Annotated in this window: 28 protein-coding genes; 14 read left to right on the forward strand and 14 right to left on the reverse strand. The window is 59.1% G+C overall.

The window, feature by feature from the left end:
- Positions 1-461: 461 nt before the first annotated feature.
- Together aroD and WMO17_RS11120 are read left to right on the forward strand one after the other, a co-directional pair.
- Complete coding sequence (gene aroD / locus WMO17_RS11115; RefSeq protein ID WP_349138113.1) at positions 462-1,217, forward strand: type I 3-dehydroquinate dehydratase; 756 nt, start codon at positions 462-464, stop codon at positions 1,215-1,217.
- Between the two features lie 18 nt (positions 1,218-1,235).
- Positions 1,236-1,520, forward strand: coding sequence for a hypothetical protein (locus WMO17_RS11120; RefSeq protein WP_005937604.1), 285 nt, complete (start codon positions 1,236-1,238; stop codon positions 1,518-1,520).
- Between the two features lie 68 nt (positions 1,521-1,588).
- Here the strand turns inward: WMO17_RS11120 and WMO17_RS11125 are convergent, their stop codons facing one another.
- The 8 genes from WMO17_RS11125 to WMO17_RS11160 all read right to left on the reverse strand — a co-directional run bounded on the left by WMO17_RS11125 (position 1,589) and on the right by WMO17_RS11160 (position 11,093).
- Entirely contained in the window at positions 1,589-2,800 is a 1,212-nt protein-coding gene (locus WMO17_RS11125) for an NADP-dependent isocitrate dehydrogenase (RefSeq protein ID WP_097776995.1), read from the reverse strand.
- An 84-nt stretch (positions 2,801-2,884) separates the two neighbouring features.
- Positions 2,885-4,072, reverse strand: a complete 1,188-nt coding sequence (locus tag WMO17_RS11130; protein WP_349138114.1) for a pyridoxal phosphate-dependent aminotransferase — start codon at positions 4,070-4,072, stop codon at positions 2,885-2,887.
- Between the two features lie 19 nt (positions 4,073-4,091).
- The gene (locus tag WMO17_RS11135) at positions 4,092-5,273 is read right to left on the reverse strand and encodes a cation diffusion facilitator family transporter (protein ID WP_349138115.1); all 1,182 of its coding nucleotides are present in this window, start codon (positions 5,271-5,273) and stop codon (positions 4,092-4,094) included.
- 183 nt (positions 5,274-5,456) lie between these two features.
- Positions 5,457-7,097: a phosphoenolpyruvate--protein phosphotransferase gene (gene ptsP, locus WMO17_RS11140; RefSeq protein ID WP_005937616.1), complete on the reverse strand. Its 1,641-nt coding sequence runs from the start codon at positions 7,095-7,097 to the stop codon at positions 5,457-5,459.
- 106 nt (positions 7,098-7,203) lie between these two features.
- A complete protein-coding gene (locus WMO17_RS11145; RefSeq protein ID WP_005937619.1) occupies positions 7,204-7,467 on the reverse strand; it encodes an HPr family phosphocarrier protein in 264 nt (87 codons plus the stop codon).
- A 293-nt stretch (positions 7,468-7,760) separates the two neighbouring features.
- Positions 7,761-8,483 carry a DUF4830 domain-containing protein gene (locus WMO17_RS11150; protein ID WP_005937622.1) on the reverse strand — a complete coding sequence of 241 codons (723 nt, stop codon included), beginning with the start codon at positions 8,481-8,483 and terminating at the stop codon, positions 7,761-7,763.
- A 556-nt stretch (positions 8,484-9,039) separates the two neighbouring features.
- Positions 9,040-9,882: an HAD family hydrolase gene (locus tag WMO17_RS11155; protein ID WP_349138116.1), complete on the reverse strand. Its 843-nt coding sequence runs from the start codon at positions 9,880-9,882 to the stop codon at positions 9,040-9,042.
- A gap of 14 nt (positions 9,883-9,896) precedes the next feature.
- Positions 9,897-11,093 (reverse strand): GH25 family lysozyme, encoded by a 1,197-nt coding sequence (locus WMO17_RS11160; RefSeq protein ID WP_243139059.1) that lies wholly within the window; start codon positions 11,091-11,093, stop codon positions 9,897-9,899.
- A gap of 342 nt (positions 11,094-11,435) precedes the next feature.
- Between WMO17_RS11160 and WMO17_RS11165 the strand changes: the two genes are divergently transcribed.
- Complete coding sequence (locus tag WMO17_RS11165) at positions 11,436-12,494, forward strand: PTS sugar transporter subunit IIC (RefSeq protein ID WP_005937634.1); 1,059 nt, start codon at positions 11,436-11,438, stop codon at positions 12,492-12,494.
- 123 nt (positions 12,495-12,617) lie between these two features.
- Here WMO17_RS11165 and WMO17_RS11170 read toward each other — a convergent pair whose 3' ends face one another.
- Both WMO17_RS11170 and WMO17_RS11175 read right to left on the reverse strand, forming a co-directional pair.
- The gene (locus WMO17_RS11170) at positions 12,618-13,127 is read right to left on the reverse strand and encodes an NUDIX hydrolase (protein WP_044953245.1); all 510 of its coding nucleotides are present in this window, start codon (positions 13,125-13,127) and stop codon (positions 12,618-12,620) included.
- A gap of 162 nt (positions 13,128-13,289) precedes the next feature.
- Entirely contained in the window at positions 13,290-13,883 is a 594-nt protein-coding gene (locus WMO17_RS11175) for an RICIN domain-containing protein (protein ID WP_097781238.1), read from the reverse strand.
- Between the two features lie 224 nt (positions 13,884-14,107).
- Here WMO17_RS11175 and WMO17_RS11180 point away from each other — a divergent pair, with 224 nt between their 5' ends.
- The 6 genes from WMO17_RS11180 to WMO17_RS11205 all read left to right on the forward strand — a co-directional run bounded on the left by WMO17_RS11180 (position 14,108) and on the right by WMO17_RS11205 (position 18,245).
- Positions 14,108-14,629: a nitroreductase family protein gene (locus WMO17_RS11180; RefSeq protein ID WP_349138117.1), complete on the forward strand. Its 522-nt coding sequence runs from the start codon at positions 14,108-14,110 to the stop codon at positions 14,627-14,629.
- An 8-nt stretch (positions 14,630-14,637) separates the two neighbouring features.
- Complete coding sequence (locus tag WMO17_RS11185; RefSeq protein ID WP_097776984.1) at positions 14,638-15,132, forward strand: GNAT family N-acetyltransferase; 495 nt, start codon at positions 14,638-14,640, stop codon at positions 15,130-15,132.
- A gap of 102 nt (positions 15,133-15,234) precedes the next feature.
- Positions 15,235-15,534: a YerC/YecD family TrpR-related protein gene (locus tag WMO17_RS11190; RefSeq protein ID WP_005937644.1), complete on the forward strand. Its 300-nt coding sequence runs from the start codon at positions 15,235-15,237 to the stop codon at positions 15,532-15,534.
- Positions 15,535-15,695: 161 nt separating this feature from the next.
- A complete protein-coding gene (locus tag WMO17_RS11195; protein ID WP_097774274.1) occupies positions 15,696-16,247 on the forward strand; it encodes a DJ-1 family glyoxalase III in 552 nt (183 codons plus the stop codon).
- Between the two features lie 14 nt (positions 16,248-16,261).
- Positions 16,262-17,146: a fumarylacetoacetate hydrolase family protein gene (locus WMO17_RS11200; protein WP_349138119.1), complete on the forward strand. Its 885-nt coding sequence runs from the start codon at positions 16,262-16,264 to the stop codon at positions 17,144-17,146.
- Between the two features lie 148 nt (positions 17,147-17,294).
- The gene (locus WMO17_RS11205; protein WP_349138120.1) at positions 17,295-18,245 is read left to right on the forward strand and encodes an ROK family glucokinase; all 951 of its coding nucleotides are present in this window, start codon (positions 17,295-17,297) and stop codon (positions 18,243-18,245) included.
- Positions 18,246-18,308: 63 nt separating this feature from the next.
- On the opposite strand, the gene WMO17_RS11210 is transcribed toward WMO17_RS11205, so the two are convergent.
- The 4 genes from WMO17_RS11210 to WMO17_RS11225 form a co-directional block, all read right to left on the reverse strand.
- Positions 18,309-20,099 carry an ABC transporter ATP-binding protein gene (locus tag WMO17_RS11210; protein ID WP_207698835.1) on the reverse strand — a complete coding sequence of 597 codons (1,791 nt, stop codon included), beginning with the start codon at positions 20,097-20,099 and terminating at the stop codon, positions 18,309-18,311.
- A 151-nt stretch (positions 20,100-20,250) separates the two neighbouring features.
- Entirely contained in the window at positions 20,251-20,970 is a 720-nt protein-coding gene (locus WMO17_RS11215) for a YggS family pyridoxal phosphate-dependent enzyme (RefSeq protein WP_294648543.1), read from the reverse strand.
- Between the two features lie 5 nt (positions 20,971-20,975).
- On the reverse strand, positions 20,976-21,536 hold the full coding sequence (locus WMO17_RS11220) for a TIGR01440 family protein (RefSeq protein ID WP_294648544.1): 561 nt from the start codon (positions 21,534-21,536) through the stop codon (positions 20,976-20,978).
- A gap of 27 nt (positions 21,537-21,563) precedes the next feature.
- Entirely contained in the window at positions 21,564-22,877 is a 1,314-nt protein-coding gene (locus WMO17_RS11225) for an SMP-30/gluconolactonase/LRE family protein (protein WP_349138121.1), read from the reverse strand.
- 241 nt (positions 22,878-23,118) lie between these two features.
- Between WMO17_RS11225 and WMO17_RS11230 the strand changes: the two genes are divergently transcribed.
- The 5 genes from WMO17_RS11230 (at position 23,119) to moaA (ending at position 26,458) form a co-directional block, all read left to right on the forward strand.
- Positions 23,119-23,346 (forward strand): DUF1653 domain-containing protein, encoded by a 228-nt coding sequence (locus WMO17_RS11230; RefSeq protein ID WP_154260621.1) that lies wholly within the window; start codon positions 23,119-23,121, stop codon positions 23,344-23,346.
- 34 nt (positions 23,347-23,380) lie between these two features.
- Complete coding sequence (locus WMO17_RS11235) at positions 23,381-23,896, forward strand: molybdopterin-guanine dinucleotide biosynthesis protein B (protein WP_243112038.1); 516 nt, start codon at positions 23,381-23,383, stop codon at positions 23,894-23,896.
- Between the two features lie 12 nt (positions 23,897-23,908).
- Positions 23,909-24,928 carry a molybdopterin-binding protein gene (locus WMO17_RS11240; RefSeq protein WP_120081477.1) on the forward strand — a complete coding sequence of 340 codons (1,020 nt, stop codon included), beginning with the start codon at positions 23,909-23,911 and terminating at the stop codon, positions 24,926-24,928.
- A gap of 71 nt (positions 24,929-24,999) precedes the next feature.
- On the forward strand, positions 25,000-25,497 hold the full coding sequence (gene moaC, locus WMO17_RS11245; protein WP_097774263.1) for a cyclic pyranopterin monophosphate synthase MoaC: 498 nt from the start codon (positions 25,000-25,002) through the stop codon (positions 25,495-25,497).
- Positions 25,490-26,458: a GTP 3',8-cyclase MoaA gene (moaA, locus tag WMO17_RS11250; protein WP_120081476.1), complete on the forward strand. Its 969-nt coding sequence runs from the start codon at positions 25,490-25,492 to the stop codon at positions 26,456-26,458. Before moaC ends, moaA begins: the two co-directional genes overlap by 8 nt.

The following is a 26,458-nucleotide window of genomic DNA, read 5'->3' on the forward strand; positions in this document are numbered from 1 at the left end:
CCTTACAAGTTTTTCGATATTGTTCAATTTTCAAGGTCCTGTAGCGCCTCAGCCTTGCGGCTGACGACCTGTTTATTGTACCACCGAAGTGGTTTTTTGTCAAGCCTTATTTTTTAGAAGCTTTTGAACTTTCTGAACTTAGACACTCAAGAAGTTTCTCAGAACAAACTGGAACTTTTCAGCGTCTATTGGTTCTTTTCAAGGGCTTCCTGCTGAGGCTTCGGAAGTCATTCTTTTGCCTCAGCGCTTGGCGCTCAAGTATAATACCACACCCCCGCCTCCTTGTCAATACTTTTTGACAGATTTTTTCCATTTTCTTTGCAGAATAAAGAATCCCCCTGTTTTTCACCCGTTACAGGACGTGCCTTTTTTCTTGACAAGACAGTGCACAGAACGTATTATGGAGTCATCCCCGTATCCTGTATAAGGTAGCTATACTTATTACATAAAGGAGAAGCGCCATGTCCTGTGTCAACATCCGCGGCTGCTGCATCGGCGAGGGCCGCCCCAAAGTTATTATTCCTATTGTAGAGCCCACGGAAACCGCCGTTCTGGAAAAGGCCGCCGAATTTTCCACATTGCGCGCCGATTGTGTGGAATGGCGCATCGATTGCTTTAAAGGTGCAAAAAGCCTTCCGGCCATCGTGCACTGCGCCGCAAAGCTTCGCGTTGCCTTAAAGGATCAGCTGCTTCTTTTCACCTTCCGCACAAAATCCGAAGGCGGTAAAGTCGCTCTGGCCCACGAAGAGTATCTTCATTTTATCCGCACCGTTCTTGCCACCGACTGCGCCGATCTGATCGACATTGAATTTTTCACTGCAGGCGCAGAGCTTCCCGCGCTGATCGAAGAAGCCCACACCGCCGGGGCTGCAGTGGTGTGTTCCAGCCACGACTTCCATAAAACGCCGCCGCGCGCCGAACTGGTGAGCCGCATGGTTGCCATGCAGCGAGCCGGTGCCGACCTGCCCAAGCTGGCTGTGATGCCCCAGAGCCGCACCGACGTGCTGGAGCTTCTGGCTGCCACCGCTGAAATGGCCGACCGGCATCCGGAGACTCCCATCATTACCATGAGCATGGGAGCTCTGGGCGCGGTGAGCCGCCTTTCCGGCGAAGCCCTTGGCTCCGCCATGACCTTTGCCAATCCCGGGCAGGCCAGTGCACCGGGGCAGGTATCGTTGGAGGTCGTAAACGAAGTATTGGATGCACTGCATTTATAAATCCCGAAAGGAGCTTTTATGAAAAAGAAGTATTCTGCTCTCCCAGAACTTCTTTTGCGAAGTATTTTTTACACGCTTATCAATTATGTGCTTCTCAGCATGGTGCTGTCTTTTCGGCTTCATTGGAGCTCCATTCTGTTTTCTGCTGCCATGCTGTGGTTTGCTTTGGATTATTCAAAGACCATCCAGCAGTTGACCGGCAAACGGCTTCTCGCAGACCTTTTATGGCTTGGCTGCATTCTCATCAGCACATTTATTGCATTCTTTGTCGGGTACATTCAAGGCTCGTTCGCATCATTTTAACGAAAAAGACCGGAGCTGTAGGTCGCACTTACAGTTCCGGTCTTTCTTTTTATGTCACAAAGAGATGATTATGCCAGCTTGGCTTCCAGACGGGTGCGGATGGCCTTGATAAAGCCCTCGCTGTCCACAGCGGTGGGGGTGATGCCCTCAGCCAGACCGCACAGGTCTTTCGTCATGATGCCGTCGTTCAGGGTCTGCAGGCTGGCGGCTTCCAGTGCCTCGCCAAACTTCACCAGCTCCGGCAGGCCGTCCAGTTCACCGCGCTTCTTGAACGCGCCAGACCACGCAAAGATGGTAGCCATGGGGTTAGTGGAGGTTTTTTCGCCCTTCAGGTACTTATAGTAATGGCGGGTGACAGTTCCGTGGGCGGCCTCGAACTCGTATTTGCCGTCCGGGCTGACCAGCACGCTGGTCATCATTGCCAGAGAGCCAAAGGCGGTGGAGACCATATCGCTCATCACGTCACCGTCGTAGTTCTTGCAGGCCCAGACAAAGCCGCCCTCGCTGCGAATGACGCGGGCAACGATATCGTCAATGAGGCTGTAGAAGTAGGTGATGCCTGCGGCCTCGAACTTTGCCTTATACTCGGTGTCGTACACCTCCTGGAAGATATCCTTGAAGGTGTGGTCGTACTTCTTGGAGATGGTATCCTTTGCGCCGAACCACAGGTCCTGCTTCACATCCAGTGCGTAGTTGAAGCAGCTGCGGGCAAAGCTGCGTATGGAATCATCCTTGTTGTACTGGCCCTGCAGAACGCCAGCGCCCTCAAAATCAAAGACGGTGGCGCGCTGCTCAGAGCCATCGGCACCGGTGAACACCAGTTCAGCCTTGCCTGCACCCGGGATGCGGAACTCAGTGCACTTGTACACATCGCCGTAGGCGTGGCGGGCAATGGTGATGGGCTTTTTCCAGTTCTTGACCACCGGCTTGATGCTGTCGATCATGATGGGTGCGCGGAACACGGTGCCGTCCAGCACCGCGCGGATGGTGCCGTTGGGGCTTTTCCACATCTCATGCAGCTTGTACTCGTCCATGCGCTGGGCATTGGGGGTGATGGTGGCGCACTTGACCGAAACGCCGTACTTCTTGTTGGCAAGGGCGGCATCCATGGTCACCTTGTCGGCGGTAGCGTCGCGGTTGGGCAGGCCCAGATCGTAATATTCGGTCTTGAGGTCCACAAACGGAAGGATCAGTTCGTCCTTGATCATCTTCCACAGAATGCGGGTCATTTCGTCGCCGTCCATCTCGACGAGGGGCGTGGTCATTTTGATCTTTTCCATAGCAGGGTTCCCTTTCCTCTCTTTGGATCGTTTCTCCAGCCGCGCTGCACTGCCAGATGCCGCGCGGGCAGTTCGGCAGAATGTTTATTTGCGGTAAGCGGCTGCCAGCTTTTCAAGGGCCGGCAGGCTGCGCTTGACCTTTTCGGTATCGATGCAGTAGGCAAGGCGCACATAGCCCTTGACACCGAAGCTGTCGCTGGGCACCAGCAGCAGGTCAAACTCCCGGGCCTTCATGCAGAAAGCGTTGGCATCCTCTTCCAGAGCCTTGGGGAAGATGTAGAAGGTACCGCCGGGGCGCTCCACCTCAAAGCCCAGCGCGGTGAGCTTATCGTACAGCAGGTTCATGTTGGTCTCATACACACTCAGATCACTGGTCACATTCTGACAGCGGCTTACGGCCCGCTGGATGATGCTGGGCGGGCAGTTGTGGCCGGTGAAGCGGGAGATCTGGGCCATCATGTCCACCAGCACATCCTCACCCTCACAGCCCGGACGCACCGCCACATAGCCAAGGCGCTCGCCGGGCAGGCTCAGGCTCTTGGAATAGGAGAAGCAGGTGAGAGTGTGGGGGTAGAACGCCGCCGGGTAGGGCACCTTTTTGCCGTCGAATGCGATATCCCGGTAGGGCTCATCGCTGACGAGGAAGATGTTGTGGCCAAAAGCCTTGCTCTTCTCGGTCAGGATCTCTGCCATGCGGGTGAGCGTCCCGGCAGAGTAGACCACGCCGGTGGGGTTGTTGGGGGTGTTGATGAGCACACAGGTGGTCTTTTCGCCGATCATCTGCTCGAATGCGTCCAGATTGGGCTGGAAGGTCGGTGCCTGCGGCGGCACCACCTTGAGGACTGCCCCGGTGCCCGCCACATAGGGGCCGTACTCCGGGAAGTAGGGCGCAAAGGTGAGCACCTCGTCGCCGGGCTGCGTGACCGCACGGATGGCATGGGCAATGGCACCCGCCGCACCGGTGGTGGGGAAGATGTGCTTCTGCTCATAGGGCAGGCCAAAGGTCTTTGTTAGGTGCGCTGCCACATCGGTGCGGAAGCCCGGGTCACCCTGACTGGGGCAGTAGCCGTGCAGGTTTACCGGTTCTTCGTTGGTCAGCAGATCCTGCATGGCGGCAGTGAACTCCTGCGGGCAGGGCACGCTGGGGTTGCCCAGCGAGTAATCGAACACGTTCTCATATCCGATCTCTGCAGCACGCTGCTTGCCGTACATAAAGGTCTCGCGGATGACGCTCTTATTGCCGAGCATCGCGCGATAAGTCTCGTTCAGCATAATACTTTCCCCCGAGAGTTTATTTGTGGGCAGCCGTATAGCTCTGCTCCACCTTGATGATGCAGCTGTAGGCTGTATCCTGTTCCTTGATGAACTGTTCCAGCTGTTCCAGCAGCTCTACCTTATCCCCTGCATAGCCTGCCGGCAGCACCAGATCGAACAGCACGTTGGTGTGGGTCCTGCCCGGCACGATGCGCAGATCGTGCAGCGAAAGGGCCGGGTCGAGCTGGCGCAGCTTTTCGGCCAGGCGGGCGCGCAGCACGCCCACGGCAGCATCCGAGGTAACAATGGGGTCGTAGTGGATGGTAACCAAAAGCCGGTCATTCTTTAGAAAATCCCGTTCAATGTTGTCGATCAGGTCGTGTGCCTCCAGCGGGTCCTGCTCGGCAGGCAGTTCCACATGCAGGGAGGCGAACTGGTGTCCCGGGCCGTAGTCGTGCACCATCAAATCGTGCATTCCCAGCACGCCGGGATAAGAGAGCACCTTCTGCTCGATGTGGTCCACCAGATCCTCGCTGGGGCTTTCGCCCAGCAGCGGGCTGAGCGTATCCATCACAAGGCCCCAGCCAGAGATCAGGATGAACGCCGCCACGCCTACACCCATCAGGCCATCCAGCACATCCCAGCCGGTCACGCGGCACAGCACCGCTGCAATAAGCACCGCGCTGGTGCTCAGCACATCGTTGCGGCTGTCCGCAGCAGTGGCAATGAGGGTCTCGGAGCCGATGATACGCCCGATGGTGCGGTTGAAGCCGCTCATCCACAGCTTGACGAGGATGGATGCGATCAGCACGGCCACCGTGAGCCAGCTGAACATCACCGGGGTGGGGTGCAGCACCTTGACCACAGATTCCTTCAGCAGTGAAAAGCCGATGCCGAGAATGGTCACGCTGACTACCAGCCCCGCCAGATATTCATACCGGGCATGGCCGAAGGGATGCTCTGCGTCCGGGGCCTTGCCGGCCAGCTTGAAGCCCACCAGACTGACCACGTTGGACGAGGCATCCGACAGGTTGTTCAGGGCATCTGCCATGATGGCAATGGAGCCGAACAGAGTGCCTACGGTCAGCTTGCCCAGACACAGCAGCAGGTTGCATGCCACGCCCACCCAGCAGGCAAGGTTGCCGTAGGCGGCACGCACCTTAGGGTCCTGCGCATGGTCGGGCTGGCGGATGAAAAGACGAATCAAAAACTGAGTCATAACGGTCCTCCATGGGCAGCGCTGGACACCTGCATACCCTGTCATCGCTTATAGTATAGCATTTCGCTTTATCGTTTTAAAGTATTTTCCGAAAACTTTTGCCCGGTATAGAAAGACCCCGGCAGAGCGGGATGCCCTGCCGGGGAGCTTTATGGGAACGGTAAACCGGGATTCTCGGATGAATTACTTCTCAGAAGGCTTGCTCAGGTCCACGCTGCGGATGATCTTGCGCACCGGCAGGATGCTCTTGGCATTCATGGACAGCTCGTCCACGCCCATGCGCAGGAAGGTCTCGGTCAGGGCGGTGTCGGCACCCAGCTCACCGCAGATGCCCACCCAGATGCCGTGGCGGTGGCCCGCCTCAATGGTCATCTTGATGGCGCGCAGCACAGCGGGATGGTGCGGATTGAAGAACGGCTCCAGCTTTGCATTCTGGCGGTCCAGCGCACAGGTGTACTGGGTCAGGTCGTTGGTGCCGATGGAGAAGAAGTCGCACTCGGCAGCCAGCTCGTCCGCGATCAGCACAGCGGCGGGGGTCTCGATCATGGTGCCTACCTCGATGTTCTGGCCCATCTTCACGCCCTCGGCGGTCAGCTCTGCACGGCACTCTTCCAGAACAGCCTTGGCATCCTGCAGCTCCCGCAGGCTGGTGATCATGGGGAACATGATGCTCATGTTGCCGTAGGCAGAAGCACGCAGCAGAGCGCGCAGCTGGGTCTTGAAGAAGTCCCTGCGGGTCAGGCAGATGCGGATGGCGCGGTAGCCCAGAGCGGGGTTCTCCTCGTGATCCAGCTTCATGTAATCGACGGTCTTATCGGCACCGATGTCGCAGGTACGGACGACCACCTTGCGGGGAGCCAGACTCTCCACCACCTGCTTGTAGGCCTCGAACTGGTAGTCCTCGGTGGGGAAGTCCTTGCAGTTCAGATAGACGAACTCGGTGCGGAACAGGCCTACGCCGCCGGCATCGTTCTGCTGCACAGCACCCACATCGCTCATGCCGCCGATGTTGGCAAAGACATTGATGGTCTTGCCGTCCAACGTGGTGTTGGGCTTGCCCTTCAGCTCCTGCAGCAGGGCCTGCTTCTTCTGATCTTCCTGCTGGCGCTTCTTCAGGCTCTTGAGCAGGTCGGGGGTGGGTTCAACGTAAACGCAGGCGTTGTAGCCATCGATGACCGCCATCTTGCCGTCCCAGTCGTCCTGAATATCCTTGCACTGGATCAGGGCAGGGATGTTCATGCTGCGGGCCAGAATGGCGGTGTGGCTGTTGGAGCTGCCCTCACGGGTGATAAAGCCAAGCAGCAGGCTCTTATCCATGCGGACGGTCTCAGACGGGGCCAGATCCTCCGCGACCAGAATGCTGGGCTCGGTGCCCTGCAGGCTGGCGTTGTCCACCCCCTGCAGGATGTCCAGAATGGCCTGTGCGATATCGATGACATCTGCACTGCGGGCCTGCAGATACGGGTCATCCATGGCGGCGAACACCGCAGCCTGATTGTTGCCTGCCGTCTTGACGGCGTACTCGGCACACTTTTTCTGGCCGTTGATGATCTCCTTGATGGCATCCACAAAGTCGTCGTCTTCCAACATCATGGCGTGGATGTTGAACACCTCGGCGATGTCCTCGCCAGCCTCTGCCAGTGCCTTTTCATACAGCGCAGTCTGCTGCTCAATGGCCTTCTGCTGCGCTTCTTCAAAACGCGCCACTTCCGCTGCGGTATCCGCTACCTCTGCGGCAGAAATGGCAGTATCCTTTTTCTTGTAGATCTTGAGCTTGCCGATGGCGATGCCATTCAGGACGCTCTTACCGGTGCCTACCTGCATTGCACACTACTCCTTCTTCATCTGTGCCGGGGCCGCACTGCTCCGACAGTCCAAAAAAAGCCCCCGCAGCTCACCCGCGAGGGCCTTCCTCATCTTAACTGCGGAATCAGACGTTCTCGGTCAGGAACTTCTGGATGGCTGCTGCAGCAGCTTCCTCGTCGTCGCCCTCGACCTTGACGGTAACGGTCTCACCCTGCTTGACGCCCATGCCCATCAGAGCCATCAGCTTGCGCATATCGCAGCTCTTGCCGTCCTTTTCCAGGGTAGCGCTGCTGGCAAAGCCCTTGACGGTCTTGACGAGCAGGCCGGCGGGACGAGCGTGGATGCCGCATGCATCCTTAACGGTATACTGGAATTCCTTCATAATCATTTTCTCCTTACTTGATCCCGTGCGGCGCTTCTGCACTTGCACCAGACGCGGCCGAGCCGCGGCACGGTTGATACATCTATTATAAACCCTTGCCGGTAATTTTTCACCATTTCATATTGCTAATTTTTTATGCAAAATTTTGGTACAATTGAACATACAAATGTGACAAAAATGCACGCATTTCACTTTTTCTTCTGCTTGTGCGCAAATTTTAGGCAAATTGCGACCTGGTTTTGCATCAAAACCCGAAGCTGTTCCCGGTCGTTTCCGGCTTTGGCAGGTCGTTCCGGTGCTTATTCCACCGGATATCCCTCGGCATCCAGCGGCAGTTCCGTATAAGGCACAGCCTGCGGCACGGCATCCGGCTCACCGGAGGTCTGCTGGGCGGTCAATTCCTCGTCATGGCGTTCGCCCCAATCGCCGCTGTAGTCCTCGCCGGAGGTCTGCTGTGCCGGTTCGCTGCCGGTCAGCTCTTCGTCGTGGCGCTCACCCCAGTCGCCCTCGTAGTCCTCGCCGGAAGTCTGCTTTGCCTCAGCTTCCGCCATGGCGGCCTGCATGTCTTTCAGGCCCACCACAACGCCGGAGGGCCGTTCCAGCAGGTAAGCTCCCACGGCCTTTTTGCGGTACACCAACAGCACGCCGTAGCGGCTGGTCTCGCCACTGCTTGCCGCCGGGATCAGCGCCGTCCATTTTTCCACGGTCTTGCCCTTGTAGCGTGCAAGGTCCATGCCGCTCTGCTGCACCACCCCGTTGAAGGCCGAAAAGCTGTCATCCCACTTGCGGGGGATCTTGACCTTGTCTGCCGTGATGGATGCGCCGTCCACATCCAGACCGTAGCCGGTGAACCATGTCTGGATGTCCTGTGCACTCTCAATTTTGTTCACCGCCGCCGAGACCGCAACGGTGCGGTTGCTGATGAACCGGCCCAGCAGAGCACTGCCCACCACCAGTGCGCAGCACATGGCACCCAGACCCAGTTTTTTCAGGCTCGTTTTGCTTAACGTGACTACAAACATATCCCCATGCCTCCCCAGCCTGTTTATTGCTCTGAGAATAATTTATTCAGAGTTCGGGCAGGTTATGACGATTTAAAATGCCCGCCGTATGATTCTTCCCGTGCAGAGCGCGGCCGTGTGGGGCAGGCCGGATGGCTTTTACAAAATTCTTCTCCGCCGGGTACGTTCTCTTTTGCGTGCCAAAAGAGAACCAGAAAAGCACCCGCTACTTTCGAGGCGCGGGAGGCACGAATTAAGGGCTGCTCGCCCTTAATAATCCCAAAGCAGTTGGGCTCCATACAAAAAATCCAAGTCGCTCCGCTAAAGGATTTTTTGTGTTGCGCCGATTTGAAGTCGCTTGCGCGACGAAACGTAATGGCAACAGCATGTTTTCATGCTGACGTGAATGCTCCCGCAGGGAGCCAGCATCAGCAAATGCCGTTTGCCGTTACGACCCTCCCTGTGAAAAAGCAACTCCGAAACGGCCGCAGCCGTTTCGGAGTTGCAAATAAAAATACTATTTCCGCTATTTATGCTCAGAGCGAAGCGGAGAGCATTCCAAATCGTCTCTCCCGCTTTAATGCGCCTTCACAAAATCCTCCGGCGAGACTTCGCCGTTCTGGCGGAGCACCTGTTTCAGCACCTGCATCACGCCGTATTCCCGGTGGGACGGTGCCAGAAACGGCACCTGCGCCCGCAGCGGTCCGCTGCCGTTCTCCATCAAAAAGCCGTACTTCGCGGTGGTGAGCATCTCGGCATCGTTGTAGGTGTCACCAAAGGCCATCATGCTGTCGGCCGGAATGCCCAGCAGTGCACCCACCTTTGCCAGTGCTGCACCCTTGTGCACACCTGGGTTCATCACGTCCACCCAGTTTCTGCCTGCCACTGCCACCGAGAATGCACCGCCATTTCCGGTGTGGAATGCGCCGTAGATCCGGTCGAAGGCTTTCTGCGAGTCGTCGTTGGGCAGATAGACGGTAAACTTATCCGCCGCCGCTTCCACCGCAGTCAGGTCATCCACGTATTCCACCCGGGTATAAAAAATCTTGAAAACTTTATCGTATTTCTCGTCCTGCTTTTCCGCGTAGGCCGCCTGCAGTCCGCACAAAAGGCCCACGTCTCCGGCCTGCTTTGTGCTGCGGGCCAGCTGCCGCCAGCCCTCGGCAGGCATTTCGGACACAAACAGGTCTTTCCCCTTCCAGCGGGCAGCGCCGCCGTTGTCGCCAATGAGAATGATCTCCTCCAGCAGATCCGGGAACATCGTTTCCAGTGTGTACAGAGGCCGCCCGCTGGCTGCGGCAAACAAGATGCCCTGCCCGGCCAGTGCACGGATGGTCTCGGTAAACTTTGGCGGCAACTGGCTGTACTCGTCCAGAAGGGTCGCGTCCATGTCCGATGCGATCAGGCGAATGCGGTCCATTGCAGTTTCCTCACTTATCCGATGTAGCTGATGTTCACGTCCATATCGCCCTTATAGCCGGGCAGGCGTGCCGTGCAGGTGCCCTGCCACAGGGCGCAGTCGATGGGGCTGCTGGCAACACCATAATGCGCGTTCCAGATGGTATATTTTTTCAGGCTGTTCAGATTGACACGCTTGCGGTACCACAGGGTAGAGGCATACACACCGGGTTTATAGCCCTGTGCCTTGACCTCCTCACAGAAGGCGATGGCGCACTTGGTGCGGTCCTCCATACCCAGACCGTCGGCGCGGCCGGAACCATTGGAAGCGCCGGATGCTTCGGTGTCAAAGAAGATGGGGTAATCCAGCTTGCGTCCGTTCAGTACGTAGGCGCAGGCAAAGGCTTCCTCCTTGGCTTCCTCCTCGGTGGTGGCCTGACTGAAGAAATACACGCCCACCTTCAGGCCCGCATTCTTCACATTGGTGAAATGCTCCTCGAACATGGGGTCCAGCACCAACGTGCCGGAAGCACCATAGCCGCGGTAGCCGATGCGGACGATCACAAAGCTCACGCCTGCCTTTTTGATCTGGTTCCAGTCGATGTTCTTCTGATACTTGGAAACATCCACACCGAAGGTCTTGCCATTTTCCAGCACACCGTCCGCATTGAAGTAATAGAGTTTATTGTCGATGCACTGGATGCCGGTCACCGGCTTGTTGGTGGTCTGGCTGTAGTAGTAGGTCTTGCCGCCGGAGGTGCGCCAGCCGGAATAGACCGGCTCCGTATCGCTCTTGCCCAGCCAGCCGAACAGGAAATTGAGCAGCCAGCTGAAAAATCCGTTCTCATCGCTCAGGTCGATGCACTGGGCCTCGGCGGCATCCATGGCACCGGCATCCAGTGCGGCACGGATCTCTTCCGGTGTCAGCACCACGCTGTTTTCCGGCGTGTGCTGGTTCGTGCTGTTCTCCTCCGCTTCGGTGGCCTGTACAGGCGGCGCTTCCGGGTCCTGTGCAGCAAGCTCCGGGGTCTCCGTCTGCAGGGTGGGCATTGCCGTTTCCTGCTGTGCAGAAACAGTCTCGGTCACTGCCGCGGTACTTTCTTCCGGCTGTGCAGCCAGTGCCAGCGGTGCGCCCATTGAAAAGGTCATTGCCAATGCCAGAACTGCCGCTGCACACCGCGTTTTGCCGCGGGTGCTGCGGGCAGTCAGTTTATTCCAGAACGTTTTTTTCATGCTGTGCTCCATACCTCATGTATTTTTATCGGGATGCCGCCCTTCGCAAAAAGGGCAGCGTTTCATCTTCTCAATACTCTTTCAGTATACACCCGCGGGCAAGCCCCCGTCAATTGCCGCACACTGCAAAGCGCAGCTCCGAAAAGCTGCCGCCCCGGTATCAGAAAATGCTCCAAAATAGATACGTCTCAGCCCGCAAAAACATTGCACAAAGCCAAAAATTGCAGATATTTCCAGCAAAATCAGCACTTTGTCTTGTTGTCTTGACATGTGTATGGTATTATACTTGACATGCAGTTTTTGCATTGAATCCACCATCTTGAAACAGAAAGGCAGTTTCTCATGTCAAATGTGAAAGATTTCTTAAAACGCAAGGATATCGTCATCACCCCGCAGCGCTATCTCATTGAAGCGCTGGGTGCCATGGCGCAGGGCCTGTTTGCCAGCCTGCTGATCGGCACCATCATCAAGACGCTGGGCCAGCAGACCGGCCTTGACGTGCTGGTAGACCTTGGCGGCTACGCCACGGCCATGAGCGGCCCGGCCATGGCCTGCGCCATTGGCTGGGCGCTGCACTGCCCGCCGCTGGTGCTGTTCAGCCTGATCACCGTAGGCTACTCGGCCAATGCTCTGGGCGGCGCAGGCGGCCCGCTGGCCGTGCTCATCATTGCCATCGTGGCTTCCGAACTGGGCAAGGCCGTGAGCAAGGAGACCCGCGTGGACATCCTCGTGACCCCGCTGGTGACCATTTTTTCCGGCGTGGGCCTTTCCATGCTGATCGCCGCACCCATTGGCGCTGCCGCAAGTCAGGTGGGCACCCTGATCATGTGGGCCACCGAACAGGCTCCGCTGGTCATGGGCATTCTGGTATCCGTCATTGTGGGTGTGGCGCTGACCCTGCCCATTTCCTCTGCCGCCATCTGCGCCGCGCTGGGTCTGACCGGCCTTGCCGGCGGTGCCGCCGTAGCAGGCTGCTGCGCCCAGATGATCGGCTTTGCCGTGATGAGCTACAAGGAGAACGGCGTGGGCGGTCTGGTCAGTCAGGGCCTTGGCACCAGCATGCTGCAGATGGGCAACATCGTCAAGAACCCCCGTATCTGGATCGCGCCTACACTGGCCAGTGCCATCACCGGCCCGCTGGCCACCTGTGTGTTCCACTTTGAGATGAACGGTGCCGCTGTCTCTTCCGGCATGGGCACCTGCGGTCTGGTGGGCCAGATCGGCGTGTACACCGGCTGGGTCAGCGACATTGCCGCCGGTACCAAAGCCGCCATCACCCCGATGGACTGGGCTGCCATGGTGCTGCTGTGCTTTGTTCTGCCCGCCGTGCTGAGTGTGATTTTCTGCGAGATCGAGCGCAAGCTGGGCTGGATCAAAGAGGGCGACCTGAAGCTGAACTGATTTTTAAGCGGAAAATTCTTTTTGCTTTTTGCTTTTTGATAGAGCAAATCCCGGCAGGCTGCGGTCTGCCGGGATTTGTCTTTTCACGGTTAAACACGTGACTACGCTCTGCACAAGAAGCGCTCAAACGATTCGTTTCCCGTCCAGCACTGCCTGCGTGAGGGTGTCGCCTTCATACACCAGCTTGAGGGAGAAATAAGGCCGTTCCTCATTCAGCAGCCGGAAGAAGATTTTGTCGCCCTCCCAGATGGGCAGTTCAGCCGCCTTATCCTTCGGCACCCATTCCAGCACGCCTTCCCTGCAGGCATCGCCCTGCACCATCTCGCCCGTCCATTCATCAGCGGTGTACAGGTGGATGAACTCGGTCATGTTGCCCCAAATAAAGGTCAGCAGACCCCGGGCGCGGAAGCGCTTCAGCGTCAGGCCGGTCTCCTCCTTCACTTCCCGCAGCAGACAGTCCTCCGGGCTTTCAAACCGCTCAAACTTTCCGCCCACGCCGATCCATTTGTCGTGGTTGTAGTCGTCCTGCTTTTTGATGCGGTGCAGCATCAGGTAGGCATCGTCCCGTTCCAGATAGCACAGCGTGGTGCTGAAAATGGGAAATTCGGGGTTCATGAAGGCTCCTAGATTCATTGCGTTCTCCTTCTGATCTTGTTTTTGTGGAAAATGCCGTTTTTCGCTGCGGCCCCTCCCGTGAAAAAACACCCCGGCAAAGCCCGCAGGCTTTGCCGGGGTGCAAACCAAAAATAACTTTTTCCTCTGAATATGCCAGAGCAACGCGGCGGCAATTTAAAATCATTGCCCCTTCCGGCTTGCTCTTCCCTTGCCCGCATTGTTCAGCTTGCGCACAAGGTCGTTCTGATGCTTGCGCTGGCTGGGCGTGGGCTGCGGGTCTTTGGCCTCCTCAGCGCGGCGGCCGCTCTGGGCAGTGTCCGGATCGATGCGTTCCAGCGTCCACTCCTGATTGCCGCCGGCCACAAAGTTCCAGATCTGGGCCTGTGCGCCGTTGGAGGTGTTCATACCCACAAGGTCGATGTATTTATCCGCCAGCACATTGCGGATGCGGGTGCGCCCGCTGCGGGTGGGCTCCAGCGCCCAGCACTGACTCAGCCCGCTGGTGCGGTCCCACTGGTGCAGCCATGTGCCCTCCACCACACCGCCAAGGGCCAGATCCATCATCTTGCCGGTAAAGCGGTTGCAGATGCGCCAGCGGCCCTCGCCTGCATCCACGAACTGCCACTGCTGCCACGGATGGCCTGCATAGCTCCACAGCTGGATGGCCGCGCCGTTCTCGGTGTTGAAGTTCTTTACTTCCAGTACCTTTCCATTGGGGGCTTTGATGATATAAAATTCATTTTCCAGAATGACTGCCTGTGATGCCTTTGCCATAGAGCACGACTCCTTTCCAGTTTGGTAGCCCTATTATAGCGTATTTGTCCTTTGGCAGCAAGAATGCTTTTCCATAATCTTTTTACGTTTTATTGTGCATTTTGACATGATTCCCGCAACGATAACGTTTACGCGCAACAAAACCGTCTCTGCAGGGAATTTCTTTACACTCCGGCCTGTCTTGTGATACAATAAAGGCACACGCTTTTAGGGAGGGATTTGGAATGACCAACGAAACCTTGGAAACCATTAAAAGCCGCCGCAGCTGCCGTGCCTATAAGCCGGAGCAGATCACCGACGAAGAGCTGAATGCCGTGCTGGAAGCCGGCACCTACGCTGCCAGCGCCATGGGCCGCCAGAGCGCAAAGATCGTGGTGGTGCAGGACGCTGCCACCCGCGCCCAGCTCACCCGCATGAACGCCGCTGTCATGGGCAAGGACACCGACCCTATGTACGGCGCTCCTACCATTCTGGTAGTGCTGGCCGATGCTCACGCCGCAAATGCCGTACCCGACGGCAGCCTTGTCATGGGCAACCTGATGCTGGCTGCAGCTTCGCTGGGGCTGGGCAGCTGCTGGATCAACCGCGCAAAGGAAGAGTTTGAAACAGAAGAGGGCAAGGCCCTGCTCCGGCAGTGGGGCATCGAGGGCGATTGGGTCGGCATCGGCCACTGCATTCTGGGCTACCCTGCTGCAGACCCCAAGCCCGCAGCACCCCGCAAGCCGGATTATATCGTAAAAGTGTAAGGAGAACTATGAAGCCTGATTACAAGCTGGTCGCCAAGGCCAAATATATCCACGCCACCGCCGACCTTGCCAGTGAACTCTGGCATGAGGTGTACAAGCGCTATTACCCCGCAAAGCAGCTGGACACCCTTGTGGAAGAGCTGCAGAGCGCCGATGCCATTGAGGAGGACATCGACAACGATGTGAACTACTTCCTCGTGGTTCTGGGCGGCAAGACTATCGGCTACTTTGCGTGGAAGATGGAGAACACCGCCCTGCATCTGATGCACCTGTACCTCAGGCCCGAATACCGCGGCAAGGCACTGGGCCGGGACATCGTGCTCTCCTGCGAGCGGCTGGCCCGCGGCGAGGGCAAGGGCCGTGTGTGGTGCACCGTGCACGCCAAGGCCCTGCCGGTGCAGCAGTTCTTCAAGGCCCTGCGCTACCGCAATTTAAAGCCCGCCGAGCAGGAAAACGGCACCGTCCCCCGGGACGAAGTGGTATTTGAGCACACGCTGGGCTAAAAAGCCGCAAATGCTATTGAAATTTCTCCCCGTTTGTACTACACTGGTGTAGTGTAATAAAGTGTCTGCCTGTGGGCGGCATCTGCAAAAAAGGAGAACAACATGGCAAAAGATCATCCTACCGGCCAGTCCGGTCTGTATCAGGCATTTTTGCAGCTCAAGACCCCGGAACAGTGCTACCGTTTTTTACAGGATGTGTGCAGCTATTCCGAGCTGAGCGCAATGGAGCAGCGCTACAACATTGCCGAAATGCTGGTGGACAAGCGCATCTACACCGAGATCATGGATAAGACCGGTGCATCCAGCGCCATCATCAGCCGGGTAAGCCGGGTGCTGAGTGCCAACGACAGCGTATTGCGCGCCTTGCTGGAAGCGGAAAAAGCTGCCGACGATCAAAACTGAACTTCCACACAAACCATGCCGCGTGCCGCCCGTGCGGTATGCGGCTTTTATCATTCAACCGGGAAGGCAGAAGTCCCCACGCCAGCGGGGTACTTCTATCGTTTTTCCTCATGCGGCGCAGATGCGCCGTCTTCATCAGAGATCAGGGAGGTTTGATTTTTATGAGCAAAGCTGTTGTATTTTTTGCCGAGGGCACCGAGGAATGTGAAGCCCTGCTGGTGGTCGATCTGCTGCGCCGCGCCAAGGTGGAGGTGACCGTGGCCAGCGCATCCGGCAGCCGCGAGATCGTGAGCAGCCACAAGGTGCATATCACCGCCGACGCACTGGCCGAAGAGGTGGATTATTCGGATGTGGACATGGTGGTGCTGCCCGGCGGCATCCCCGGCACCCCGAACCTTGCCGCCAACAAGACCGTTACCGACACCTGCGTTTCCTTTGCAAAGAGCGGCAAAAAGGTAGCTGCCATCTGCGCAGCACCCAGCGTGCTGGCATCTCTCGGCCTGCTGGAGGGCAGAAAAGCCACGGCGCACGCCGGTTTCCAAGACAAATTGGCCGGTGCCGAGGTGCTGGATACCGAAGTGGTAGTGGACGGCAATATCACCACCAGCTACGGTCTGGGCGGTGCCATCCCCTTTGCGCTGGAGCTGGTGCGCCAGCTGGCCGGGCAGGCTGAGGCCGACCGCATCCAGAACGCCATCGCCTACCGCCACTGAGGGAGGAAACTGAAATGCGTTTTGTTACCTGCCGCCTGCCGGACGGCGTAGAAGATCCGGCCATTCTTTCGCCGGATGGCACACAGATCTGGCCGCTGAGCTGGCTGGGCCTTTCCTATGAAACCTTGTCCGATGCCATCCCCTTTCTGACCCCGCAGGTGCGGGCCGGCCTGCAGCTTGCCATTGCGGGCATCCCAGCCCTGCCCGTGGATGCCGTGCAGCTGCAAAGCCCTATTCCCTGCCCGGCGCAGGATGTGGTGTGCCTTGGCATCAACTACATGGCCCACTCGGACGAAGCGGAGAAATACTCTGCCGATGCCTTTGCAACCAAACATCAGGATGCCATTTATTTTTCCAAGCGCGTTTCCCGCGCTGTGCCGGACGGCGGCTTTATTGAAGCTCACACTGACCTTGTGCAGAAGCTGGACTACGAATGCGAACTGGCTGTGGTTCTGGGCAAAGATGCCAGGGATGTGCCCGCCGGGCAGACAAAAGACTATGTGTTCGGCTACACCATCCTGAACGACGTTTCCGCCCGCGATGTGCAGACCGCCCACAAGCAGTGGTATTTCGGCAAAAGTCTGGACGGCTTCACGCCCATCGGCCCCTGCATCGTTACCGCAGACGAATTCGACACCTACCCGCCCAAGCTCGGCATCCGAAGCTTCGTCAACAGCGAAAAGCGGCAGGACTCCAACACCGGCCTGCAGATCTTTGATATCGACCACGTGATTCACGAGCTTTCGCAGGGCATGACCCTGAAGGCCGGCACCATCATCGCCACCGGCACCCCGGCAGGCGTGGGCATGGGCATGGACCCGCCGCAGTTCCTGAAGCCCGGCGACACGGTGCGCTGTGAGATCGACGGCATTGGCAGCCTGACCAACACCGTGCGGTGAGCACTGGCATTTGTGCCAAATATCCACTGCGTTTTCCGTCTGTTTGCATGAAAATCCGCAGCGGCACTGCTCTTTTGCGGGTAGGTGTGGTATACTGGAACACGCGAAATACTGCGGCCGCTGGCCGTCAAAAAGAGGTAAATGAAACATGAAAGAATACGCATTCGGCATCGATCTGGGCGGCACCACCGCCAAGATCGGCCTGTTCAAGACCACCGGCGAACTGCTGGAAAAGTGGGAAGTTCCCACCGACACCTCCAACGCCGGTGAGCACATTCTGAAAAATCTGGCCGCTGCCGTGCAGGGCAAAATGCAGGAAAAAGGCCTTGCCGCTGAGCAGGTAGAGGGCGTGGGCGTGGGCGTGCCCGGCCCTGTGTTGGACAGCCGCATCGTGCCCATCATCTGTGCAAACCTCGGCGGCTGGGGCAAGCATAATGTGGCCGAAGAGCTTGGCGGTATGCTGGGCGGCATCAAGGTTCTGGTGGGCAACGATGCCAACGTGGCCGCTCTGGGCGAGATCTGGATGGGTGCCGCCAAGGGCTGCCGCAGCGCGGTCATGGTCACGCTGGGCACCGGCGTGGGCGGTGGTGTCATCGTCAACGGCAAGGTCATTGATGGCACCCACGGTGCCGGCGGCGAGATCGGCCACATCACGGTGGACCGCCACGAGACCGCTACTTGCGGCTGCGGCAAGCACGGATGTCTGGAGCAGTATTCCAGCGCCACCGGCGTTGTGCGCTGCATGAAGAAGCTGCTGGACGAGAACCCGGATACTCCCTGCACCCTGCGCGGCACCGAGTTTGCCGCCAAGGACGTGTTTGATGCCGCCCGCAATGGCGATGCCCTTGCCGCCCGTGAGGTGGACGAGATGACCGACACGCTCGGCATGGCGCTGGCAACCATTGCCGCCACCGCGGATCCGGAGATGTTCATGATCGGCGGCGGCGTGTCCCGCGCAGGCGAGGTGCTGTTTGCCCCGCTGCGGGAGCATTTCAAGGTCTATGCCTTCAAGTCCTGCCGTGAGACCCCCATCGTGCCCGCCATCCTCGGCAACGATGCCGGTATCTATGGTTCTGTGCGCCTGATCGTGGGCGAATGATCCCTCTGTACGCAAAAAGCTCTGCCGTGCTTGCGGCAGAGCTTTTTTTGTATGTGTGCTTTTTTACAGTGTATCTTCCCCCGGCAGCTGATTCCACAGGCGGTAGTAGACGCCCTGCTTTGCCAGCAGCTGGTCGTGGGTGCCGGATTCCACGATGCCCTCTTCGCCCAGCACAAGGATGCGGTCGTAGTCCTTGATGGTGGTCAGGCGGTGGGCGATGGTCAGGGTGGTGCGGCCATGGGCCAGCTTTTCAAGGCTCTGGCCCACCAGGATCTCGCTTTCGTTGTCCAGTGCGCTGGTGGCCTCGTCCAGAATGAGGATGGGCGGGTTCTTCAGGAACACCCGCGCAATGGCGATGCGCTGCTTCTGTCCGCCGGAGAGCTTGACACCGCGCTCACCCACATAGGTATCAAAGCCATCCTTCAGGGCCAGAATGAACTTTTCCGCCCCGGCCAGACGCGCCGCTTCCATGATTTCTTCGCGGGTGGCGCCGGGCTTGCCGTAGGCGATGTTCTGGGCCACCGTGCCGCTGAACAGATACACGTCCTGCTGCACGATGCCGATATCCTGCCGCAGGCTTTTCAGGGTGACATGGCGGATGTCCTGCCCATCGATCAGGATGCGGCCGCTGGTCACCTCGTAGAAGCGGGGGATGAGGTTGCACAGGGTGGTCTTGCCGCCGCCCGAAGGGCCGACCAGCGCCAGCCGTTCGCCCGGCCGGATATCCAGACTGACGTTGTGCAGCACCTTGTTGTGGTCGTCCGGGTACTCAAAGCTGACGTTTTCAAACCGGATGTCACCGGGGCCGGGCTGCAGCGGTACCGCGTCCGGGGCGTCGCCGATGGTCACAGGGGTGTCCATGATCTCGGCAAAGCGCTCGATGCCGGTCATGCCGCGCTGGAACTGCTCGGCAAACTCCACGATGCGGCGGATGGTGGCAATAAGGGTGGTGACGTACAGCATATAGGCCACCATGTCACCGGCGGTGATCCTGCCGTACACCAGCGAGAGGCCGCCTGCCAGAATGACCACCAGATACATCAGGCCGTCGAACAGGCGGGTGGAGGTGTTGAAGGCACCCATGGCGTAGTAGCCGAGGGTCTTGATCTGCTCAAAATCCCTGTTGCCCTTTGCAAACTTCTCGCGTTCCTCATCCTCGGCGGCAAAGGCCTTCACGACACCCTGCCCCAGCAGGCTGTCCTCGATGGTGGAGTTCAGCTCGCCGATCTGCACGCGCTGCTGGCGGAACCGCGCCCGCAGCCGTCCGTTCAGGTAAACGGACACCACGCCCATCAGCGGCACGCAGGCGAACACCGCCAGCGTCAGCGGCACACTGGCCCGGCACAGGATAATAAAGGACACCACGATCTTGATGGCCGCAATGAAAAATTCCTCCGGGCAGTGGTGGGCGAACTCGGTCACATCGAACAGGTCGTTGGTGATGCGGCCCATGATGGTGCCCACCTTGGTGTTGTTGTAGTAGGTGTGGTCCAGCTTGAGCAGGTGGTCAAAGGCATCGCGGCGCATATCCGTCTCGATGTGCACGCCCATGATATGACCGATGCTGGACATGTAATAGCTGGCTGCACCGTCGATGATGCGCAGCACAAAATAGAGTGCTGCCAGCCGCAGCACGATGCCCGCCGTCAGAGTGATGCCCACGCCCATGGCGGCGTTGGTGATAGTGCTCATGATCTTAGGCAGCACGATGTCACACAGGGTGGTCAGCGCCGCACAGAACAGGTCCAGAAACAGGGTCATTTTGTACTTTGCCAGATAGGGCAGAAAACGCCGGATCAGCGCACCGCTGCCTGCGTGGTGCGCCCCGGGGTCGTTGATTTTGGTTTTTGACATGGTTCCTCCTGTTGTAAAACCCTCTCAGGCTCACTTCGTTCGCCAGCTCCCCCGAGAGGGGGAGCCTTTGCATCTTTCGGGAAGCTGTACAAAACCTCCCCCTTTCGGGGGAGGTGGCATTGCGCAGCAATGACGGAGAGGGTTCGTTCTCTTACTTTTTACTGTAATCCCGCTCGCCGTAGATGGCGGTGCCGATGCGCACAAGGGTGGCACCCTCCCGGATGGCGTTTTCAAAGTCGCCGCTCATGCCCATGGAGAGGGTCTCCATGGACACGTTGGAATAGCCGCGCTCTCCAGCCTGCACAAACAGCTTGTACACCTCGGCCAGATAGCGGCGGTTGCGGGTATCGTCGTCGTTCACGGGCGGAATGGCCATCAGCCCCTTGACCCGGATGTGCTCCTGTGCGGCAGCAGCATCCAGCAGCGGCCAGAGCGCTTCCGGTGCCACGCCGGTCTTGCTCTCCTCCCCGCCGATGTTCACCTCCAGCAGCACGTCCTGCACGATGCCGGCCTTGGCTGCTTCCTTCTCGATGGCGTTCAGCAGATGCTCACTGTCCACGCTTTGGATGAGGCTGGCACGGCCCAGCACTTTTTTAATTTTGTTCGTCTGCAGATGGCCGATAAAGTGGCTGGGCTTGCCGCAGTAAGCACCTGCGTCAAAGTTTGCGCACAGCTCCTGCACATGGTTCTCACCGAACACATCAATGGGCAGGGCTGCGCTTTCAGCCACGGTCTGTGCCGTGCGGGTCTTGCAGGCGGCGCACAGCTGCACCGCCGCCGGGTCGCGGCCTGCCTCGCGGGCGGCTGCCGCCATTTTCTCCCGGATCTCTGCCACGGCTTCCTTCATCTGTTCCAGATTTTTTTCTGCCATGCTGCTCAGTCCTCCTCGGTATACTTGGCGCGTTCGCCGCCGATGAGCTTCGGGCGGGTGCGGGCGCACAGAATGTTCGCTTCACCAATTTTGGAAAGGCTCAGCCGCACCGGCACCGCCACCCGCTTCAGGTGCATCCCGATCAGGGTGCCGCCGATATCAATGCCTGCATGGGCACGGATCTCTTCCACGGCCACCGGCTCCCGGAACTTCTTCCAGCAGGTAGTGGCCCAGCTGCCGCCTGCGTGGGGGCGCGGCACCACGCACACCTCTTCCCAGCCGTATTTTTCGGCGGCTTCGCGCTCGATGATAATAGCGCGGTTCAGATGCTCACAGCACTGCGCAGCCAGCCAGATGCCGTTTTCGGCCAGCACTGGGGCAACGCCCGCGTACACGGCCTGCGCGGCTTCCAGACTGGAATCCTTGCCAATGTGCCCGCCCACGATCTCGCTGGACGAGCAGCCCACCACGAACACATCGCCCTTTTTCAGCTTTGCTTCGGCCAGCAGTTCGGTCACTGCCTGCCGGGCCTGCATCTCGATCTGTTTTTTGAATTCTTCTGTCATAAAAAACACCTCGGTTTTTATCAAAAATCAAAGATTTGCACTGCGCACCTTTTCGCTGCCTGCAAGGCCGAGATACAGCCTGCTCTCCACCGGGCACAGAGCTGTCACACCGCCTGCACCCTTGCTGGAGACCGTCCGCTTCCAGCTGCCGTCTGCCGTATCTACAGCTTCCGCGCAGGGCGCATCGGCAGGCAGGCTGAATAGCTTTTCCTGTAGATTCCGGCCTGCACGCAGGGCAATGCCCCGCAGCAGGGTGCTGTCGGCGTTCTTTTCCAGCCAGCTGCTGCGCGCCCACCGGTAGCCGATGTACAGGGTGCCGTCTGCATCCATAGCAAGCGCACCGGGATACCCCGGCAGGCCGGAAACAAAGCTCTGGCAGTTTTTACCGCCCGCCGTCAGGTCGCGGGCATCGGCGGCAGCACTCCACACACAGCGGTTCCCAAGGTCAGCCACGAACAGCGTGCTGCCGTCCCGGCTCAGGGCCAGCCCGGAAGCACCGGCCACACCGCCCAGCACTTTCTGCACCGTGCGTGCTGCCGGGTCGTATACATACACGCAGCCCGTGCCGGTGTGGGCCAGCAGTTCGGTGCGCAGAGTGCTCTCCAGCCCGTCCGCGGCACTGGCACTGGCAGCAACCGCAAAGTAGATCCTGCCGTCCGGCGCGGCTTCCACCGCTGAGACAGCCCCCAGCGGTGCACCGTCGATCTGGGTCACTACCTGCTCCACCGCCGTGCCCCAGCTGTCGTGGGCGGCGCGGCACAGGCTGCCGCCGCCGGGCGTGAGGATGCTCAGCCACAGGTCCCCGCTGCCGTCAAAGGCAAAACCGGTCAGCTCACCGTCCACGGAAAGGATGGCCGCATCGTGTCCGCCGTCGGTGCGCACAAGGTCGCTCGTGCGCTTTTTTAAGGCTGCGCCGTCGTATGCTGCGGCATACACAAGGCCGTCCTGTGTGCGGATGCAGTCCACACCCTGATATTCGCCCAGTTCCAGCGTTCCCTTATGATCGGCGGCAAGAGCCGTCTGTGCTGCACCGGTGTCCTGCCGGACATCCGGCGCGGTGTAGCCTTGTGGCGGCGTATCGATGGGCCGGAACACCAGTGCATACACCAGCGCCAGCAGGATGCACACGCCAAACACCGTGCTGGCCGTGCGGAACCGCTTGAGCAGCGCGTCCCGCTCCACCGCCATCTGGGCCGCATACTCGGCACGGCGGCGGGCAGCGCGGGCATTGGCGCGGTTTGCCCGGCGCATCCAGCGATCCACGAACAATGCCACCTGCGGCCCGATGGTGAGCGACGCAATGGCAAGGATGAGCAGAAATTCAATAAGTCCGATCCTCATAGGGCTTTTTCCTTTATCTTCAGAGCTTTTTCAGGGGGGTATCCCCTTATCGTTTCAGTATAGCATCTGTGGCGCGGCAGTTCAAGCACCCAACTCTGTCTCCCGGCTTTTGCCGCCGCCTGCCGCCTTTTTCTCCATCTTTCCTGCCAAAGCCTTTTTTGCCGTGCTGAAATATGCTATACTGATTATAAATATGGCATTCTGCACCGGAATGCCGCGTGTCAGTGTAAAAGAGGATAACATGGAAGCATTCAAATATAATGTGCAGCCGGGCCGCTACCGGCATTTCAAGGGCAACGAATACGAAGTGCTGGGCATGGCCCGCCACAGCGAGACCGAAGAGGAAATGGTGGTGTACCGCGCCCTGTACGGGGAACGCGGGCTTTGGGTGCGTCCTGCCGCCATGTGGTGCGAGACCGTGGAGCGGGACGGCAAAGTGCAGCCGCGCTTTGTGCGCATTGAGGAGTGAACCGGCAGTTTTTGCCGATGGGATAAAACGGAGGGTGATACTTTTGTACAGTGAACAGAAACAGGCGCTTGCCGCCGAACTGAGCTTCAAGCATCCGGCAGTGCTGGCTGTCAGCGGTTCCGCAGGCAGCGGCAAGACCGCTCTGCTGGCCGCGCTGCTGCCGGTGCTCAAGAGCCGCGGGCTGAAGGTGGGCATGATCCGCGAGGCTGACGATCTGCGCCTGCCCGCCGAGACCGACCGCCTGCATGAGGCCGGTGCCGAGGGTGTGGCCGTGTTTACTGCCGGGCGCTATCTGCTTACCGAGCAGTTCCGCCTGAACGAGCAGGACCTGCTGGCTTTGTTCGAGCGCCACGGCTACGACCTTGTACTGCTGGAAGGCTTTGGCGACAGCGGCTGGGCCAAGATCGAAGTGGTGCGCAGCTCGGTCAGCCCGGTGGGCACCGCGTTCCAGCCCATGGCCATCGTGGGCGATGTGCCGGGCGCTGATTTCGCACTGGACGATCCTGCTGCTCTGGCAGACTGGATCGAGAACCAGATGCCGTCCCTGTAACGGAGGTTCTGCATGAAACTCATCCGTACCGAAGACGCTGTCGGGCAGGTGCTCTGCCACGACATTACACAGATCATTCCCGGCCAGTTCAAGGGAGCACGCTTCCGCAAAGGGCACATCGTCCAGCCGGAGGATATCCCCGTGTTGCTTTCCATTGGCAAAGAGAATCTCTATGTCTGGGAGAAGCGCCCCGGCATCCTGCACGAGGACGAAGCCGCTGCCCTTTTGTACAAGGCAGCGGCGGGCCGCAACATCCACGGCACTGAGCCGAAGGAAGGCAAGATCGAACTGGTTGCCGACTGCGACGGTCTTTTGAAGATCGACCGCGCCGCCCTGCTGGCCGTGAACCGCACACCCCAAATGATGATCGCTACCATCCACGGCGACCTGCCCGTGAAAAAGGGCCAGAAGCTGGCCGGCACCCGCATCATCCCGCTGGTGATCGAGCAGGAGAAGATGGATGCCATGCAGGCTGCGGCAGGCAGCGAGCCCATCCTGAACGTGCTGCCTTTCCACCCGAAAAAGTTTGCGGCCATCACCACCGGCAGCGAGGTATTCAAGGGACGCATCGAGGACAAATTCACCCCCATTCTGGTGGGCAAGCTGGCCGAATACGGCTGCGAGATGACCTATCACAAAACCTGCGACGATGACCCCGCCGGGATCACCGCCGCCATTCTGGAAGCAAAGGCCGCAGGCTGCGAGCTGATCTTTACCACCGGCGGCATGAGCGTAGACCCCGACGATCGCACGCCGCTTGCCATCAAGAACACCGGTGCCGAGATCATCACCTATGGCGCACCGGTGCTGCCGGGTGCCATGTTCCTTGTGAGCTATCTGGACGGTGTGCCGGTGTGCGGCCTGCCCGGCTGCGTGATGTACGCCAAGCGCACCATTTTTGACCTGCTGCTGCCGCGCCTGCTGGCCGACGACCCCATCACTGCCGAGGACATTGCCCGGCTGGGCGAGGGCGGGCTGTGCTTAGGCTGCGCCGAATGCCACTGGCCCAACTGCGGCTTCGGGCATTGCTGAAACCCTCTCAGTCAAAGCCTTACGGCTTTGCCAGCTCTCCCAAAGGGGAGATCTTTATCAAGGTAAAAATTATGAGCGAAACAAAACTTTCTCATTTTGATGCGTCCGGCAGCGCCGTGATGGTGGATGTGAGCGAAAAGCCCGTCACTGCACGGCAGGCTGTGGCCCGCGGCATCATCACTATGAATGCGGCAGCCTTTGCCGCTGTTCGGGACGGCACCGCCCAGAAGGGCGACGTGCTGGGCGTGGCCCGCATTGCAGGCATCATGGCGGCCAAGCGCACCAGTGAGCTGATCCCCCTGTGCCATCCGCTGCCGCTGAGCAAGCTGACTGTGGATTTTCACCTTCTGCCCGAACAGCAGGCCGTAGAGGCCGTGTGCACCGCCAGGACCATCGGCGTGACCGGCGTGGAAATGGAAGCTCTTACCGGCGTTTCTGCCGCGCTGCTCACCATCTACGATATGTGCAAGGCCGTGGATAAGGGCATGGAGCTGGGCGAGATCCACTTGGTCGAGAAGACCGGCGGCAAGAGCGGGCACTATGTGCGGGCCGAGGGCGGCTATGTTTGATGCATACGGCCGCAATATCCACTATCTACGCCTTTCGGTCACCGACCTGTGCAACCTGCGCTGCCGCTACTGTATGCCGGACGGCGTGCCAAAGCTGGCTCACGAAGATATTCTGACCTATGAGGAATTTCTGCGGCTGGCTGCGCTGTTCGCCCAGTGCGGCATCGACACGGTGCGCATCACCGGCGGTGAACCGCTGGTGCGCCGGGGCGTGGAACAACTGACGGCGGGCCTGAAAGCCATTCCCGGCATCCGCCGCGTTGCCCTTACCACCAACGGCGTGCTGCTGGCCCAGAAGCTGCCCGCCCTGCTGGCGGCGGGCCTTGACAGCGTGAACATCAGCCTTGACACCTTGCACCCGGAGACCTTCCGGCGCATCACCGGCAAAGACGAGCTTGCCGCCGTGCAAAACGGCATCCGGGCGGCCCTTGCCAGCGGCATTCCGGTCAAGCTGAACTGTGTGCCGCAGCCCGGCGTGAACGAGGGCGAGCTGGAAAGCCTTGCTGCCCTCGCACAGGAGCATCCGCTGCAGGTGCGCTTTATTGAGATGATGCCCATTGGCTTTGGTGCCGGGCTGCCCGGCCTTTCCGGCCCGAAACTGCTGGAGCGCTTTTGCCGCCGCTGGCCGCAGCTGCAGCCGGTGACCGGTGCGGCCTTTGGCGATGGGCCGGCGGTGTATTATTCTGCGCCCGGCTGGCGCGGCAGCATTGGGTTGATTGCTGCCGTGCACGGCAAATTCTGCGCTTCCTGCAACCGGGTGCGGCTGACAAGTCAGGGCTTTCTGCGTCCGTGCCTTGCCAGCGAATCCGGCACCGATCTGCGTGCTCTGCTGCGCAGCGGCGCGGACGACGCGGCCCTTTTGCAGGCCATTCAAAACACGATTCTGGCAAAACCCCGGGAACATCACTTCGGCCAAGGCTCCATGCCCGCCACACGAGGGATGTACCGGATCGGAGGATAA

The sequence above is a fragment of the Faecalibacterium faecis genome (assembly GCF_040096475.1).
Lineage (GTDB): Bacteria > Bacillota > Clostridia > Oscillospirales > Ruminococcaceae > Faecalibacterium > Faecalibacterium taiwanense.